We start from the raw sequence: 17,416 nt of genomic DNA, 5'->3' as shown, positions 1-17,416 counted from the left end.
GCAACCAGATCGCAAGCCCCCTTACCAGACTCCGCGCCAGACCCCATGCCAGACTCGGAGCGACAACCCAAGCCGGCCCCAGCCCGCGACACCACGGGCTTCCGCTATCAGCCCTTCTACTGCGAAGAGAACGCCTGGTGGCTATGCGCGGAGCCAGCGCTGGGCGACGGGCCGCGGCACGTCGTGTTCCTCATGAACCGTCAAGGCGCCTGTCCGCTAGCGGCACAGAAGGCGGCGCCACCCGGCGGTCTGTGCTGGTGGGACTATCACGTGGTGCTGCTGGACGGCAGTGCGCGCATTTGGGATCTCGACAGCCGTCTCGGCTGCCCAGTTCCCGCGGGCCGCTGGCTCACGGGCAGCTTCCCGTCCATCGAGCAGCTACCGTCGGCGCTGCAACCCCTGTTCCGGCTGGTGCCGGCGGCCGACTATCGCGCAGACTTCGCCAGCGACCGCAGCCATATGCGCAGCGCCGACGGCGGCTGGCTGCACCCGCCGCCAAGCTGGCCGCCCATCGGCACCGGCATGAACCTGCCGAGCTACCGCAGCACGGTGGCCGGCGGCCCGGGCGAGTTGCTGGATTGGCAGCAGATGCTCGGGCGCGTCGGCGGCTGAGCGAACGACGTCGTCCGCCGCCGGCGGCGTGCCGGACATAGGGTGGCGCTCATCGCGACATCTCCCGCACTCGACGCCACGCGCGGCGATAGGCTGATGCCGCAAAGGTCCGGCGAGACATCGACCCGGCACCCTGCCAAGCAGGCGGCAGCTACTTGATCAGTTGTTCCTGCACAGACGTGATCAGGGGCTTGGGAAAGCGCACATAGCCGAGTCGCTCGGTGATGTCCTGGCCGGCGCCGAGCGCGTAGGCGATCACGTCATCCAGCGCCGCGGGCTTGGCCGGGTCGTCATACCGGTTGCGCAGCACCAGCCAAGAGATCCCGACGATGGGATAGGCGCCATCGCCGATCGGATCGCTGGTGTTCTCGACGCTGTGGTTCTCGTACACGGAGAGCATGGCCGCGTCGAAGCCGGCCTCGCCGGGGGCGACGTACTTGCCCGAGCGGTTCTCCAGCGCCGCCATGCTGATCCCTGGCAAGAAACCGAAGGCGTACTGCACGTAGCCGATACTGCCCGGAATCGCCCGCACGCTGGCCGCAACGCCGTCGTTGCCACGGCCGCGTACCAGCCCACCGCGCACCTTCAGCGCCTTCGGCCAGTTGGGCAGCATGTTGGTGCCCACCTGCTGCGCGAACTCGGCACTCACCGCGCTCAGGTGGCGGGTGAACTTGTAGGTGGTGCCGCTGGAATCGGCGCGCGCGACCACGGTAATGGGCGCATCCGGCAGGGTCGCCCCGGGGTTGGCCGCCGCGATGGCCGCGTCGTTCCAGCGCGCGATGCGGCCCGAGAAGATGCCCACCAAGGCGTCGCGGCTGAGCTTCAGGTCCGGCACGCCGTCCAGGCTATAGACCGCGACGATGCCGCCGGCCGCCATCGGCGCTTGGCGAATCCCGCCGGCGACCCGGCGCGCCTGCTCTTCGGTGAGCGGCAGATCCGTGCCCGCAAAATCCACCCGACCGCCGATCAGGTCCTGCACCCCCCCGGCACTGCCGGTGCTCTGATAGTCGACTTGGAGCTCGGGATGCGCCACGTAGTAGTCCCGGAACCAGCGCAGGTACAGCGGTGCCGGGAAGCTGGCGCCAGAGCCGATCAGCTTCAGCGCCTTGCCCTGCTCTGCCGCCGGTGACGATGCAGCAACGGCAAGCAAGGATGCGGCGACGAGCAGGTGGCGCAGCAGGGCGGCGGCACGGCGGCAATGAGTCATGTCGGGGTCCTCGGTTCCACGGTGGCGATGCGACTCGGGCAAGCGGGCTGGTTGTCCCCGAGTCGTCGTCTCGATGGACCTGCGCTCCGCCGCTCCGGCGGCGGAGTGTAGGGGCCAGAACCACATGCTTGCCACCTCGATCCCGTCATTCAACGGTCATTTCTCGGTCACAGACGGTCGCCGCCGTGCCGACGAAGCCGCTCCTCGATGTTGCGCGCCAGGCGCGCGATCTGCGGCCAGTCGTAGGTCACGATGTCCTGCATGTGGGCGAGGTTGTTGCGCAGCGACTCGAGATCGCTCATGACACGCTTGGCGGCCCCCTTGGTGCGCAGACCAAAGGCGAGACGCTGCTCCTCGTCATCCATCAGGATGCGCGCCTTGTCGCTGAGCTGAAGGCAATCCGCCAAGTCCACGTGCTGCCCCCGCCGGCGGCGTTCCGCGAGCAGCGCTTGCGCCTTGTCGAGACGGCCGGCGGAGAGGAGCCCGGTCCAACCGCCGTCCGGCCAGCGGGCGCGGATGCGCTCGAGCAATTCCATCTCCATCAGCGTGATGATGCCGAACAGCCACATGCGCACCACCGGCTGCTGCATGTCGCCGCGGGTGATGACGCCCGCTACGTCGCCCATGGCAGTCACGAAGCAGAAATCGTACTGGGTCAGCACGTGCACCACCTCGGACAGGGACGCATCGCGCGGCACCACCTGCGCCGGCTCGAAGGGGCGAAGCAGGTCATCGACGTGCCGCGCCGGCCTTACGTCGGGGTTGAGGAAGCCGACACAAACCCCGTCCCGGCGCAGTCCCGCCACTTCCAGATCATCCCGGGCAGCGAGGTCCGACAGCGCGTTGACACCGCGCTCGCAGTCGTAAGAGCGCAGCGGCTGCGCGATCTCGCTGGCGGTGAAGGCGTCGGTGAACAGGCGCAGCGCGCGTCGCTGAGACAGGCTGAGCTCACCGGGCGGGTGCACCACGTCGCCCTCGGCGAGACTCTGCGGCGGTGCCGGCAAGCCGAGGCGCCGCGCGCATGCGGCGATGGCCTGCTGGGCGCGGCGGTACAACCGGGGATCGCCGTCACCCAGCACGTCCAACAACGCCGCCGCCTCGCCGAGGTAGACGCGGGCGAAGGCGGCATCGTGCCGGCAAATGTCGGTGCAGTTATCGATCAGGTCGGCAAGCTTGATGGTCTTGGCCCGCGCCGAGGCCTGCGCCAGATGATGGCGGTCTTTGGCTTTGCGCGCGGCACGATTGCCATCACCGGGCCTGCTCACGTCGGTGAGCTCCGCCACCAGGTCGCGAACCGCGCGCCCAAACACCCGCTCTATGTCACCGAAGGTGGCCGGCGTGTCCTCCACCGTGTCATGCAGCCAGGCGGCGGCGAGCATCTCGGCGTCGTCGGTAACGCCGGCGACATGCTCGGCCACCGCCTTCAGATGCTCCTGATAGGGCTGGTTGCTGTACTTGCGGCGCTGATCGATGCGCTCGTGCGCCTCGGTGGCGAAGCGCCGGGCAGCAGCGACGAGATCGGTCAATGCGTGTGCTCCATGGGCTGGGGAGACGCCGATTATTGGCCATAATCCATGGCCAAGATCGGCATGAGAAGCAAAAACGCGGTTTCCGCTCCCCCTCACCTTCTGCGATGGGTCGCTGAACATGGCGGGGCAGCCTGCCCCGCACGGGCAACATCGAACAATCGGCAGTTCCCTCGCACGAGGAGACCGAAGGATACCGGTCGCGAGCCTCCGCCACACGAGCCCTGTAGCCCCGACCCCCCCTAGGGCGCCAATCGAGCGACCCGACGGCAATAGCCGATGTCGATATGGAGAACCCTACGCGGAAGCAAGCGGATTATTTCTGTTTGTAAGACAGTGTTTCTCTTATCTTTAGATAAGAAATTAGTTTATCTAGATCTAGGTGCAATAGTATAGTCTGTTATCGGGCGTTTGCTCGGCCGAGCCGATCCCGGACGCTCAAGTCGGTATCCGAGTCTGCCGCCAAAGTCACGAATAGAAACCAGGAGCTCCCAATGTCCGCCGTTACCTCCATCGCCCACCGCAGCGCCTCAACGCCCACTTTCCGGCAATTGCAAATTCATATTGATCAAAAGCATGAAGCCGCCTGGTGCTTCATGAGCGCACCCGCACGGCCGTGCTTCACCACCGTGATGCTCGACGAGCTCAATGATTGGTTCGGCCGTCTGCGTCATGGTGCTGCGGCGCTCGGCGTGCGCTATCACGTCATCGCATCCGCAATGCCTGGGGTCTACAACCTGGGCGGCGACCTGGATCTGTTCAGCAAGCTCATCCAGCAGCAAGACCGCGAGGGTCTGCTGGACTACGGCATCAGATGCATCGATGCGCTGCACGCCAACTTGCAGTGCCTCGACAGCGGCGTGACCACCATCTCTCTGGTGCAGGGGGACGCGTTGGGCGGGGGATTCGAGGCCGCACTGTCCAGCGATGTCATCATCGCCGAGCGCGGCACGCGCATGGGCTTCCCGGAAATCCTTTTCAACCTGTTCCCTGGCATGGGAGCCTATAGCCTACTCTCGCGCAAGCTCGACGCCAAGCAGGCGGAGCGCATGATGCTGAGTGGCGATCTCTATTCAGCCGAGACCCTTCACGACATGGGGCTCGTCGATGTACTTGCCGAGCCGGGAGACGGCGCGCTGGCGGTCTACGAGCACATTCGGCGCGAAAACCGGAGCCGCAACGGCTTCCGCGCCGTGCGCAAGGTGCGCAACACCCTCAATCCCCTCGGCTACCGGGAATTGCGTGACGTCTTGGAGATTTGGGTCGATGCCGCGCTCGCGCTGGAGCCTCGGGACCTGCGGATGATGCAGCGCCTCGTGTCGCGCCAGACCCAGCTCGGTGCCGCTGCCGCGTAAGGCGGTGTTACGGCACCCAGTCGGCAGGGACGCTACGCTCCGGCGCCCGCAGCAGCCGAAGCGTCGTCGCGAGGGTCTGCCGCAGCCGGGCAAGGAGTTGCTGCGCCGGCGCCGAGTCGAGCTCGAACGGCCGCAGGCCGCGGAACTTCTGGGCGTCGCTCACCAGGCGCAACGCGCCGACCTCGCCGGCACTGCCCAGCAGCGCATGGACGGCGTGCCGCATCCGCGGATAGTCACCGTCCGCGAGCGCCTCGGCGATGGCCGATACCGATGTCTCGGCGTCCCGCTGGAAACCCTCGAGGAGCTCGACGAAGAAGCCACTGCCCCCGTCGAGTTGCCGCAGCGACGCCAGCTTGTGTTGGTCCAGGAAGGGCTCGGACTTTCCGGCCCCGGCATCAGGCGCAGGACCGCGGGCGCAGGCACCGTCTGTCAATGCCGACGACTCGACCGGCGTCGGCGCGTCAGCGCCCGCGGGCGCGCGTCCTCCCCGCAAAGCGATAGCGGCAATGGTGTCCAGCAGGCGCTGGCGGTCCAGGGGCTTGGTGAGATAAGCGTCCACACCCGTCGCGCGCGCTGACTGCAGCGCCGCGTCCGTGGCATCGGCGGACAATATGATGGTGGGCACCGGCGCCCGCGACCGCATGAAGCGCTGCGCCCGAAACACCTCCAGTCCACCGCGCCCAGGCATGTTCTTGTCCAGCAGCAGCAGGTCCAGCTCATCGCCATGCTCGTGCAGGGCGTTGAGCGCCTGCTCCCCGTCCTGCACCATGATCAGGCGGCAGCCGGCCCGCTCCAGGGTCGCGCGCAAAACCTGCCTGTTAATCTCGTTGTCCTCTGCCACGAGCACCCTGAGGCCGGACACCGGCAACAGGCTGCGTTGGGGCGCGGCCAGCGGGACAACGTTCGCGGCCAGCAGCTGCGCGCTCTGATCCGGTGCGGGCACGGCACCTTCAGCGACGGCCTGCGACCGCTCTAGCGGCAGCTCGAACCAGAATAGCGAGCCCTGTCCCAGGATGCTGTGGAAGCCGATCTGCCCGTCCATGAGCCGAACCAGCTCGCGGGCAATGGCGGTGCCAAGCCCCGTGCCGCCGAACCGCCGGCTGGCGATGTCGGTGGCCTGCTGGAAGCTGTCGAAGATGTGCTGCTGATCCTTCGGAGCAATCCCCATCCCGGTGTCTTCCACCTCGAAGCGGAGCCGAAGCAGCGCCGGCACTTGCGGGTCGTCCGCTTGCATCACGCGCACCACCACGCCACCCGACTCGGTGAACTTCACGGCGTTGCCGACCAGATTCATGAGAACCTGACGGATGTGCAGCGGGTCGCCCCGGAGTCGATGCGGCAGTTGCGGATCGAGCTCCGTGTCAAGTTCGATGCCTTGGCGCCATGCCTGTGGGGCGAACATCGCCACCGTCTCCGACACCAGGCGATAAATGTCCAGGTCGGTGCAGTCGACGCTCAGCCGCCCGGCCTCGATCTTGGAGAAATCCAGAATGTTGTCGATGATGCCGAGCAAGGTCTTGCCGGACACGTGAATGGTGCGCACGAGCTCGCGTTCCTGGCCACGGAGCTCGGCATCCATCAGCAGATCGCTGAGGCCAATAACCCCGTTCAGCGGCGTGCGCAGCTCGTGGCTCATCTTCGCGAGGAAGCGGCTCTTCGCCGAGCTCGCCTCCTTGGCCTCGCGCACGGCGCGATGCAGCGTGGCCAGCAGCGCCGCCACGTAGGCGGGAATGACCATCAGCACCAGGAAGTAGCTGAGGGCAAAAACGGGGTGGTGATGCCAATAGGGCGCAACCACGACGACCAGGGCGAAGCCGATCAGGCTCATGACCGTGGCGAACGCCAGATAGCGGATGTTGTAGCGGAAGCCGTTGCCGACGATGACCCAGAGATAGATGCCGAGCAGTGGCGCCCCCGCCTCACCAGCCAGCGCCATCATCGCCGAGGCACCGGACAGGTCGACCAGGATGCCAAGGCTGCGCCGCGCCTGCGCGGGTCCGATATCGCGCAATGCGGCGAGGAGCAGCACGACCGCCGCAAGCAGGAACATCCCCCCTACCCAGCGCACGGCGCCCACCACCGACACGGATGCGGCGCCGGTCCCGGCGGTGAACATGTAGATCACTACGATGCTGCCGAGAATGACGCGGATGACCGCCTGCTCGCGCTCGATGGCGTCGCCGCCCTTGTGCTCCCGAGACAAGCGCAGCGCGGTCGGGAGATGCAGCCATGACCACCGGGTCAAGCGCCCCCCGGCGGACTCGGGCACCTCGTTGCTGTCTCGCTGCCGGTTGGTGTCCATCACGCAATCAGCCCAGATCGGTGGTACCGCGTCACAGGGCAGCAGCCGAGCGGCACCTCTTGTAAGCCGCGGCTCACGCAATCGCGCTTGTCAGACGCGACCTTCCGAGTCCTCGGCCATGCTCACCCGCTGGATGGTCTGCAGCAACAGCTCAACGTCGCCGGACTTGCAGACATAAGCCGACGCGCCCGCGTTGAGCATCGCCTGGGCGCGGTCGGCCTGCTCGTGCATGGACAGCCCGATCACCCGCACCCGCGGCCAGCGCTGCTTGATGCTGCGCGTCGCCTCGACGCCATCCATGCGCGGCATCGAGAAATCCATCAGCACCATATCCGGTTGCAGTCGCTCGACCGCGGCGACAGCCTCGATGCCATCGGCGGCCTCGCCGGCGATGCTGAGCCCGGACTCCCCTTCCAGCATGGACGACAGCGCTCGGCGCATCATGGCGTGGTCGTCCACCAACAAGATACGCAAGTCCGCCGCAGGCGCGACCCCTGCTGCCGCCACCACCGCCGCGGGCATCACTTGATGGACGCTGCCGGGAACCTCGGCCGACCCGCAGGACGCAACCACCGGCGGCGCGGTGAGCACGACCCGGGTGCCGGCGCCGGGCCGACTCTCGATGCGGAGATCCCCACCCAACAGGTGCAAACGCTCGCGCATCGAGAACAGGCCGAACCCGCCCGTGTCGGAGCCGTCCCCTAGACGCGTCGGGACATCGAAGCCGACGCCGTCGTCTTCAACCACCACCTGCGGCCAGCCATTGGCGGCGCACGACAGGGCGAGGTGGACTTCGCTGCAATCGGCATGCTTGACGACGTTGAACAGCGCCTCCCGTGCCGCCTCGAAGAGCACACAGCGCAGATGCTCGTGCTGCGGGGCCACGGCGCGGTCGAGATCCAGCGAGATGTTCAGGCCGAAGCGCTGCTGCATCCGCCGGGCGAGCCAGTCCAGCGCCGCGGCCAGTCCGACCTCATGCAGGATGGGGGGGCTCAGATCACCCACCAGGGTGCGCGCGACCTCGATCGCCTGCCGCAGCAATGCGCCCGTGCCATTCAGCGCATCGCGTGCGGCGGCGCCCCCCGCGCTATCGTCCAAACGCCGCCCGGCACGCTCGATGCTGAACGCGGCGCCCACGAGCAACTGCTGCAGGTCGTCGTGGATGACCTGCGCGAGCCGCTTACGCTCGCGCTGCTCGGTGAGACTCAGTTGCGAGGACAGGCGCGCCAACTGCTCGCCCCGGCGCTCGAGCTCCAGATGCGATAAGCGCAGCGACTCCTCGGCGGCCTTGCGCTCGGTGATGTCCAGACAGGCGCCGACGACGCCGGCGAACACGCCCTGCGGGCTCTGGTAGGGGCGGGCAAAGGTCTCGATCCACCGCCACTGCCCGTCGGCGCGGCGCACACGACATTGGTCCTGGTGCGGCTGCCGGGCGGGGAAGCTGGCCTCGGCCGCGGCTAAATAGCGCCCGCGGTCGTCCGGGTGCACAAACTGCTGCCAGCGCCGGCCGGCCAGCTCCGCCTCCGGCAAGCCGAAAAAGTCGCAGCCGGTCTTGTTCACGAAGGCGACCGCCCCCGCCGTGTCCTGCACCCAGATGACCAGCGGCAGCTCATCGGCCATGATGCGAAAACGCCGCTCGGTCTCCTGCAGCGCCAATGCCCGGGCCTTGATGATCTGCTGCTGGCGCCGCAGCGTGAGCAGGTTGCGGCAGCGCGCCCGGCACTCGTGCTCGTCGATCGGGCGGCTCAGGAAATCCGTGGCCCCCGCATCCAGGGAGCGGTAGCGCACCTGTCGGTCTTCCACCACCGTCACCACGATGATGGGCACGTCGTCACAGCCGGGCATGAGCCGGACGCGGCGGATGAAGCCGACGCCGTCCATGCCCGGCATCAGGTAGTCGGTGACAATGAGATCCGGCGTCTCGGCACGAACGAAAGCCAGCGCGGCGGCGGCGTCGTCGAAAGACGCCACGCGTATATCGGCCCCGATGCCGCGAATGACCTGTTCCAGGATTCTGCGCCCGGCGCTCTGATCGTCCACCACCACCACCAGCAGCGAGTCAGCATCGCTGGCATGCGACGGCACGATGCCGCCCCGGCCGGTGGGCGACTCGCCGCCGAGTTTCCCGGGATTCTGAGCCTGCGCGTTCGCGATCATTGGCGCTTCGCTCCCTATCGCCGCTGTCGGAAGGAATACGCTCCGTTATAGGTGCCCGGAAGGGCAACGGCCGGACGGCTGAAGACACCGGTCATTGCCGGTTGTTGCCGACACGGACAGCTGGACACAGACGCTATCGTAGCTGCGCGCATGTCGAAACGTACTCCCGGCACAAGCGCTTAGCAAGCCGACCAACGGGCGAAACCGGTGGGCGCAAGTCCGCACGACCGGCCCCACGGAGCGCCCAACGGGGCCATCAGAAAGCCCCATACCCACGTGCGGGAGACGCTCGGTCACGCCATTCTGCCGCCCCGAGCGACGCACATCCTGTTCTTTGGAACCAGGCGCCCGGGCGTACGTCCACGCGCATCGGGAGAACTTGGCCGAGCCGTGCGATGCACGACCGCAACACGGCCCGTGGCGTTCACGGGCAACGCGGGCATGCGGCCTGGCTGACGTGCAAGAACGGCGCTCGCCCCATCGGTGGTGCTGCAGGGGGCGGGCACAGGCGGTTGGCGGTGGCTACAACATGCCGAGCTGCAACTTGGCCTCGTCGGACATGGTCTCCGGACTCCAGGGCGGGTCCCACACCAGCTCCACGATGACCTCGCCGACGCCCTCCACCCGTTTGACGGCATCCTTGACCATGACCGGCATCATGCCGGCCACGGGACAGGCCGGTGCGGTGAGCGTCATGTCGATGGCGACGTTGCCGCGGCCGGTGATGTCGATCCTGTAGATGAGCCCGAGATCGTAGATGTTGACGGGGATCTCTGGATCGTGGACCTGCCGCAGCGCGGCGATGATAGGCTCCCGCAGGGCCTCGCCGCCGGCGGCGTCCACATCCGAGCCGGTGCCCGGCGGGGCAGCCGCGTCGGAGGCTGCCGCTTCGGCGTCGATGTCGTCACGGTCGACGCCCTCTTCGTGGCCGGCTCCGAAGCCGGCGAAACGCGCGAGTCTGTTCATCACATCACCACGTTACGGCCTCCGGGCGCCGTGCGTGACGGCTCCCGCCCGGAGATGGTTCTGAGTCGATTGCACGGCCCCGATCACACGCCTCGGGCGTCAGAGCGGCGCAGCCTGGAGCCGCCCACCGACGGCCTCCGAGACGTAGCCGGCCAGCGCCTCGTTGCCCAGGGCATTGATGATCTCGCCCGCGAAACCGAGGCAGAGCATGCGCCGCGCGAGCCCTTCGGGAATGCCGCGGGAGCGCAGGTAGAAGAGCATCTCAGGCTCGATTTGGCCCACGGTGGTGCCGTGGCTGCACTTGACGTCGTCGGCGTAGATCTCGAGCCGCGGCTTGGTGTCCACCTCCGCGCCCTGCGACAGGAGCAGGTTGCGGTTGGACATCGCGGCGTCGGTCTGCTGGGCGTCCTTGGCGACATACACCAGACCGTCGAATACCGCCTTGCCCTTGCCGTGGACGATACCCTTGAAGTTCTCACGGCTGGTGCAGCGCGGCAGGCCGTGCTGCACGTCGAGGTGATAGTCGATGAGCTGCTTGTCGCCGGCCAGGTAGAGTCCGCTCAAGTCGCACTCGGCGTGCTCGCCCGCGAAGCGCACCACCAGATCGGTGCGCGCCCAGCGTCCGCCGAGACCGACGTTGATGCCGTCATAGCGGCTGCCGGCGCCCTGGCGCAGGTAGACGCCGGAGAGGTGGAAGGCGCTCGGGCTCTCCAGTTGCACGCGCCGGTGTGCGAGCACGGCATCGCGGCCGAGGCCAATCTCCAGCACCGCGTTGTTGCAGTAGAGCGCATCCCCGAGGCTCGCCCAGCGCTCGATGAGCGTCACCCGGGCACCGTCGCCAAGCCGGATCACGTGGCGCGGCTGCGCCACCTTGGGCTCGTCCATGCCGACCGAGAGGTGCAGCAGCTCGACGGGTTTCTCCACCAGGGCTCCGCGGTCCGCCAGCAGCACCACGCCGTCGCCCATGCCGGCGGTGTTGAGCGACGCGAACACGTGGGCGCCGTCGCCGGCGATGCGGGCGAGGTCGTCCGCGAGCGCGTCCGGGTCCTCCGCCAGCGTCGCCCGCAGGCCACCGATGCGAAGCCCCTTGGGCAGGTCGTCGAGATCGGAAAGATGCGGCGCGAAGCTGCCGTTGACGACCACCACCCGGTGGGCGTCGAGGCCCGGGACCAGCAGGTCGTCGAGGTCCTCGCGCAGCATGGCGTCCAGTGGCTCGTCCACTGGCGTGAAGCCCTGCTCCAGCAGCGCGCGCAGACCCGTGTAGCGCCAGCCCTCGGACTTGCCGGTGGGAACACCCTGGGTGCGCACGCGCTCGGTGGCGGCAGTCCGGGCGGCGGTGAGCCAGCCGGGCTCGCCGGTAGCAGGTGCCGATGCAGGCAACCAGGCGTCGAAGGGGCCCGCCTCGGGCACACCGCCCACGGCGTTGGTGGCCCGGTCGGATTCGAGTGCCTGCGCGCTCATGCCGCGGCCTCGTCGAGGATCCAGCCGTAGCCCTTCTGTTCCAGCTCCAGCGCCAGCTCCTTGCCGCCGGAGCGGATGATGCGGCCCCGGGCGAGCACGTGGACGTAGTCCGGCTCGATGTAGTCCAGGAGGCGTTGGTAGTGCGTCACCACCAGCATGGAGCGCTCGGGGCTGCGCAGCGAGTTGACGCCATCGGCGACCACCCGCAGCGCGTCGATGTCGAGGCCGGAGTCGGTCTCGTCCAGGATCGCGAGCTTGGGCTCCAGGAGCGCCATCTGGAAGATCTCGTTGCGCTTCTTCTCACCCCCCGAGAAGCCCACGTTCACCGGGCGCTTCAGCAGCGAGTCGTCCAGGTGCAGCACCTTCAGCTTCTCCTTCATCAGACGCAGGAAGGAGACGGCGTCCAGCTCTTCCTCACCGTGATACCGGCGCTTGGCATTGAGCGCGGCCTTGAGGAAATAGGTGTTGTTGACACCCGGCAGCTCCACCGGATACTGGAAGGCCAGGAACAGGCCCAGGCAGGCCCGCTCCTCGGGGTCCAGCTCCAACAGGTCGCGCCCCTCGAAGGTGACGCTGCCGGCGGTGACCGTGTAGCCCTCTCGGCCCGAGAGCACGTGCGCGAGCGTGCTCTTGCCGGAGCCGTTCGGCCCCATGATGGCGTGCACCTCGCCGGCGCCCACTTCCAGATCGAGACCCTTCAGGATCTCTTTGTCGTCGACCGTGGCCTTCAGGCCCTTTACAGACAGCATGGTTGACTCCGTCGGCTGGCGGCATCCGCGGCGGTCTCGCGGCACGAATGCGGCTCGCTTGTGTATCAAGTCCGCGCGCGGCTGGCGGCGCGGCGTGCTCATCGCATGCCCGGGGCGGGGCCCGGAGCAGGTTAGGGGCAGTTCAGGGGCGGATTGGGGGCGGATCAGCCCACCGCACCCTCCAGGCTGATGCTCAAGAGCTTCTGAGCCTCCACGGCGAATTCCATGGGCAGCTCGTTGAACACCTCCTTGCAAAAGCCGTTGACGATCATCGACACCGCGTCCTCTTCCGACAGCCCGCGGGAGCGGCAGTAGAAGAGCTGGTCGTCGCTGATCTTCGACGTGGTGGCCTCGTGTTCCATCTTCGCCGTGGGGTTCTTCACCTCGATATACGGGAAGGTGTTGGCGGCGCACTTGTCGCCGATGAGCAGCGAATCGCATTGGGTGTGATTGCGCGCCCCTTCCGCCTTTCCGGCGATTCGCACCAGGCCGCGGTAGGACTGGATGCCATGCTGCGCCGAGATGCCCTTACTGACGATGGTGGAGCGCGTGTGCTTACCCAGATGAATCATCTTGGTGCCGGTGTCCGCCTGCTGGCGACCCTTGGTCACGGCCACCGAGTAGAACTCGCCCACCGAGTGATCGCCGCGCAAGATGCAGCTCGGATACTTCCAGGTGATGGCGGAGCCCGTCTCCACCTGGGTCCAGCTGATCTTGGAGTTGGCCCCGCGGCAGTCGCCACGCTTGGTGACGAAGTTGTAGATGCCGCCGCGGCCTTCCTCGTCGCCCGGATACCAGTTCTGCACCGTGGAATACTTGATCTCGGCGTTGTCCATGGCGATCAGCTCCACCACCGCCGCGTGCAGCTGGTTCTCGTCGCGCTGCGGGGCGGTGCAGCCTTCCAGGTAGCTCACGTAGCTGCCCTCGTCGGCGACGATGAGCGTGCGCTCGAACTGGCCGGTCTTGGCCTCGTTGATGCGGAAGTAGGTGCTGAGCTCCATCGGGCAGCGGGTGTGCTTCGGCACGTAGACGAAGGTGCCGTCGGTGAATACCGCGGAGTTGAGTCCGGCATAGAAGTTGTCGGTCGGCGGCACGACGCTGCCGATGTACTTCTGCACCAGCTCGGGGTACTCCTGCACCGCCTCCGAAATGGAGCAGAAGATCACGCCCGCCTCCGCCAGCTTCTCGCGGAAGGTGGTGGCCACGGAGACGCTGTCGAACACGGCGTCGACGGCAACGCCGGCCAGCGCCTTCTGCTCTTCGATGGGGATGCCGAGCTTCTCGTAGGTCTCGAGCAGCACCGGGTCCACCTCGTCCAGGCTCTTCAGCTCCTTCTTCTTCGGCGCCGAGAAGTAGGAGATCGCCTGGAAGTCGATGGGCGCGTAGTGCACCGCCGCCCATTGTGGCGTCGGCATCTCAAGCCACTTAGCGTAGGCCGCAAGGCGCCAGTCCAGCATCCATTGCGGCTCGCCCTTGCGCCGGGAGATGGTCGCGATGACGGACTCGTCCAGGCCAGGCGGCAGCGTGTCGGACTCGATCTCGGTGACGAACCCGTGCTCGTATTCGGACTTGACCAAGTGGCCGTACTCGGCCTCGGTCTCGGCGGCCTTGCGCGAGGCACCAGACCGCTGCTCGGCGACCGGCTGTCCTGGCAGGTCTTGTGGGGTTGCACTCATGGCTCGCTCCGATTTCTGAGTAGATTGCTTGGTTATTGTATTGTGCGCAAGCGCGGATTCAAGGCGACGATCGCAGGGGAAATCGCCACTCGAGCGATCCGCACCGTCGCGTGGGCGTGCTGTCGCGCGAATTGTGGACGGCTTCTGCAACCCTGGCGCCCCTAGCGCACTTGTTGCAGCCGACTATCATTTGCACGTTGTGTTTCGTGACTCCGTAGCGCAAGTGCACGGAAACACGTGATTATCGCAGGATCGCGGGCGGCGGCGCCAATGACAGCGTCGACGCTGCCACCGGCCGCGCCCCCGTGGCGCTGGTGGGGGTCGCGGGGGCGTCGCGACCCAGAATCAGTTCTGGGAATCAGTTCTGGGAATCAGTTCAAGACAACGGGGCGTCGCGCTCCTCGCCGGACGGACCGCCCCAGTCACCGCTGCAGCGCGGCAGCGCCGCACGGATGGCATCGAGAAGGGCGTCGGCACCGGCCGTCTTGTCCACGTACGCGCAGGCACCCGCGGCCAGCATGGCCTCCGCCCGGTCGGCCTCCCGATACATGGAGAGCGCAATCACACAGACTTCGGGGTATCTCTCCCTGATGCGCTGCGTCGCCTGCTGCCCGTCCATGCGTGGCATGGAATAGTCCATCAGCACCAGTTGGGGCTTGAGCTGCCCCACGAGCATGAGGGCCTCGACACCGTCGCAGGCCTCACCCACCACCGCGAATTGCGGCTCGTCCGCCAGCAGCGCGCGCAAGCCCTGGCGCATCATGGGGTGATCGTCCACCAGCAACACCGACAGGCGTTTGCCGCGCGAGGGCTCTCCGGGTGCGCGGTGGGCGGAGTCGGCCCCATCGCCGGCGCCGTTATCCGTCAGTACGGGGCCGACGGGCGCCTCCTCCTGCGGCGGCGCGCGCAGCCGCACGCGCGTGCCGGCGCCGGGCGTGCTCTCGATTTCGCACAACCCGCCGAGGCAGCGCAGCCGCTCGCGCATGGACAGGATGCCGAAACCTGTGCCGTTGCTCTCTCCGGCCGCGGGCTGCCCCGTGTCGAAGCCCCTGCCGCGATCGGACACCTCGATGCAAAGCCGGTCGAATGCGTCTCGGTAGACCCGCACCTCGGCGTGCGCAAGACCGGCATGCTTGACGACGTTGAACAGCGCCTCGCGCACGCATTCGAACAACACACTGCGAACGTCCTCGGGCTTCGGTCGGATCTCCGTCTCCAGCGTCAGCTCCACCGCCAGGGCATGGTTGTCCGCCATGTTGCGGGACAGCCACTCCAGCGCCGGCTCCAGTCCCACATCATGCAGGATCGGCGGCCCGAGATCGGCCACCAGCGTGCGCGCGGCATCCAGGGATTGCCGCAACAGGTCCTTCAGCGAATCCAGCGCCTCCTCGATGCCGACGCCGGCGGGCGTCACCGCATCCTCGGCGGCGGCCGCGAGCCGGCGCGACAGGCGCTCCAGGCCCAGGGATGCCCCCACCAGCAGTTGCTGCAGGTGATCGTGCAGCACCTTCGACAGCCGCTCGCGCTCACGCTGCTCCGCAAGTGTCAGCGCCGCGGCGAGCCGCCCGAGCTTGTCGGCGTGAAGCTCGAGCTCGCGATTGGATGCCTGCAGTGCGTCTTCGGCCGCCTTGCGCTCGGTAATGTCCAGGCTGGTGCCCACCGCCCCCGCGAACCTCCCCTCCGGGTCGTACAGCGGCCGGGCAAAGGATTCGAGCCAGCGCCATGAACCATCGCCACGGCGGGCGCGAAAGAAACCGTGGAAGGGCTTGCGCAAGCGCAGCTTCTCGAAAAAGGTGTTGCGATAACTGTCACGGTCCTCCGGATGCAGGCGCTCGAGCCACTGCCGGCCCGTGCAGGCGGACTCGGGCAGGTCGAAGTAGTTGCGGTAGGTCTTGTTGACCATGGTGCAGTTGAGGTCGGGGTCGTTGACCCAGATCAGCACCGGCAACTCATCGGCCATCAGGCGGAAGCGTTGTTCGCTTGCGCGCAGCGCCGCTTCTTCCCGGCTTCTGGCCTCGAACTCCTTGCGCTCGGTGATGTCCTCGTAGACGACGAGCGCACCCAGACCTTCCATCGGCAACGGTGCCGCGCTGACATTGAGCCAGCGGCGCTCGCCACCAGGCGCCACCAACACCATCTCCTGCTCACGCACGACGGTGCGATCCCGACAGGCGCGCACCGAGGCATACTCCGATGCGGGCAACGGGGCACCGTCCGGCCGCTCGATGGACCACTCCGGGCCGTCGATAGCACGCTCTGTCTGCTCCGCCAACGGCACACCCAGCATCTGAACCGAGGCGGGATTGGCCTCCACGATGGAGCCATCGCGGTCGCAGACCGTGATGCCCAGAGGAAAGTTCTCGAACAGCGCCCGATACTTGGCCAGCGCCACGTCGCGGGCGCGCTCCGCGCGCCTGCGCACGGTGATGTCGAACGCCATGCCGGCGATGGCCGTGGTTCGGCCGGCCGCGTCCAGCAGCGGGAACTTGGTAGAGAGCATCACGTGCGGGCCGCCCGGTCCCTCGATGATCTCCTCGACGGTGTGCGTGCTCAGTTCGTCGATAACGGCACGGTCGTTGGCCATCAGTTCGGCGGCGATGGCGGTTGGCATCACCTGATCCGGGCGCTTGCCCAAAAGCTCGGCATTGCTGCGGCCGAGCAGGGCCTCGCAGCGGCGGTTCACCAACAGATAGCGTCCGTCCAGATCCTTGAGGACGACCGCCGCCGGCGAGTTGTCGAGCATGGAGCGGAAGCGCGCCTCGACGTCGCGCATCGCCTGCTCGGCGACGCGGCGCGTCTCGATGTCGATAAGCACGCCGAACTCGCGCGCCGACTCCAGTTCTTCCTCGGACCAGCGCGGGCCATGCAGTTGCACGCTCTGCCGCCAGGCCGCGAACGACTTGCGCGGACTGATGCGCCCATCGGCATCGGCGGTGACAGCCTTGTCCGGGTCGCCGCCCCAGGTAAGCTCGCGCACCGACTCGCCGCGAAAGCACAGCATCTGCAGCTCGGAACGGGCAACCAGGGGCTGCGCTAAGACCGCGGCGGCCGTGGCGGCGAGGTCCTCGGTGCCCGGCAGATGGAGGCTCAGGCAGTCCGTTGCAAAGAAATGCGTCCCCGGGTTCGGCAACTGCCCGGCCAACCGTGCGGCAAGCTCGGCGCAACGGGCCGGCTCCGGCGTGGCGCCGCCAGTAACCACCCGCCCGGCGCCCACCAGCGCGACGCCGTCGGCGGCCACCGCGCCGAGCACGGCATCGACGTCGGGGCCGGCGATCAGCTCCGCCAGCCCTTTGCCCTCGCGCATGGCGACGATGACGCGCTCCCGGTGGGCCTTGAGCTGGGCGCGCTTGCGCGAGGCCCGCTCGGCCTCCGCCAACGCGATCTGGGTGGCAAGATCCCGCGCCA

The 17,416-nt window shown here is 67.5% G+C and carries 11 protein-coding genes; 2 read left to right on the top strand and 9 right to left on the bottom strand.

What is annotated here, in order from left to right; genetic code table 11:
- Positions 1-45 precede the first annotated feature (45 nt).
- Positions 46-612, top strand: coding sequence for a hypothetical protein (locus tag LJE69_RS10815; RefSeq protein WP_296924765.1), 567 nt, complete (start codon positions 46-48; stop codon positions 610-612).
- Positions 613-763: 151 nt separating this feature from the next.
- Here LJE69_RS10815 and pstS read toward each other — a convergent pair whose 3' ends face one another.
- Positions 764-1,819 carry a phosphate ABC transporter substrate-binding protein PstS gene (gene pstS, locus LJE69_RS10810; RefSeq protein WP_296924763.1) on the bottom strand — a complete coding sequence of 352 codons (1,056 nt, stop codon included), beginning with the start codon at positions 1,817-1,819 and terminating at the stop codon, positions 764-766.
- 167 nt (positions 1,820-1,986) lie between these two features.
- Positions 1,987-3,345, bottom strand: coding sequence for an HD domain-containing protein (locus tag LJE69_RS10805; protein WP_296924761.1), 1,359 nt, complete (start codon positions 3,343-3,345; stop codon positions 1,987-1,989).
- Positions 3,346-3,839: 494 nt separating this feature from the next.
- Between LJE69_RS10805 and LJE69_RS10800 the strand changes: the two genes are divergently transcribed.
- Positions 3,840-4,700 (top strand): crotonase/enoyl-CoA hydratase family protein, encoded by an 861-nt coding sequence (locus LJE69_RS10800; RefSeq protein WP_296924760.1) that lies wholly within the window; start codon positions 3,840-3,842, stop codon positions 4,698-4,700.
- Between the two features lie 7 nt (positions 4,701-4,707).
- Here the strand turns inward: LJE69_RS10800 and LJE69_RS10795 are convergent, their stop codons facing one another.
- The 7 genes from LJE69_RS10795 to LJE69_RS10765 all read right to left on the bottom strand — a co-directional run.
- Positions 4,708-7,002, bottom strand: a complete 2,295-nt coding sequence (locus tag LJE69_RS10795) for an ATP-binding protein (protein ID WP_296924758.1) — start codon at positions 7,000-7,002, stop codon at positions 4,708-4,710.
- Between the two features lie 90 nt (positions 7,003-7,092).
- On the bottom strand, positions 7,093-9,159 hold the full coding sequence (locus tag LJE69_RS10790; protein WP_296924756.1) for a response regulator: 2,067 nt from the start codon (positions 9,157-9,159) through the stop codon (positions 7,093-7,095).
- 522 nt (positions 9,160-9,681) lie between these two features.
- Positions 9,682-10,125 (bottom strand): SUF system Fe-S cluster assembly protein, encoded by a 444-nt coding sequence (locus LJE69_RS10785; protein WP_296924753.1) that lies wholly within the window; start codon positions 10,123-10,125, stop codon positions 9,682-9,684.
- Between the two features lie 99 nt (positions 10,126-10,224).
- Complete coding sequence (gene sufD, locus LJE69_RS10780; protein ID WP_296924751.1) at positions 10,225-11,586, bottom strand: Fe-S cluster assembly protein SufD; 1,362 nt, start codon at positions 11,584-11,586, stop codon at positions 10,225-10,227.
- Positions 11,583-12,335 (bottom strand): Fe-S cluster assembly ATPase SufC, encoded by a 753-nt coding sequence (gene sufC / locus LJE69_RS10775; RefSeq protein WP_296924749.1) that lies wholly within the window; start codon positions 12,333-12,335, stop codon positions 11,583-11,585. The genes sufD and sufC overlap by 4 nt, the downstream gene beginning before the upstream one ends.
- Positions 12,336-12,499: 164 nt before the next feature.
- On the bottom strand, positions 12,500-14,011 hold the full coding sequence (sufB, locus tag LJE69_RS10770) for a Fe-S cluster assembly protein SufB (RefSeq protein ID WP_296924747.1): 1,512 nt from the start codon (positions 14,009-14,011) through the stop codon (positions 12,500-12,502).
- Between the two features lie 376 nt (positions 14,012-14,387).
- Positions 14,388-17,416 (bottom strand): PAS domain-containing protein (locus tag LJE69_RS10765; RefSeq protein ID WP_296924745.1); only part of this gene is annotated, 3,029 nt, incomplete at its 5' end.

The organism is Thiohalocapsa sp. (assembly GCF_022340605.1).
Lineage (GTDB): Bacteria > Pseudomonadota > Gammaproteobacteria > Chromatiales > Chromatiaceae > Thiohalocapsa.
Note: the sequence above shows the minus strand (reverse complement) of the source record. Positions and strands in the feature narration are given on the sequence as shown.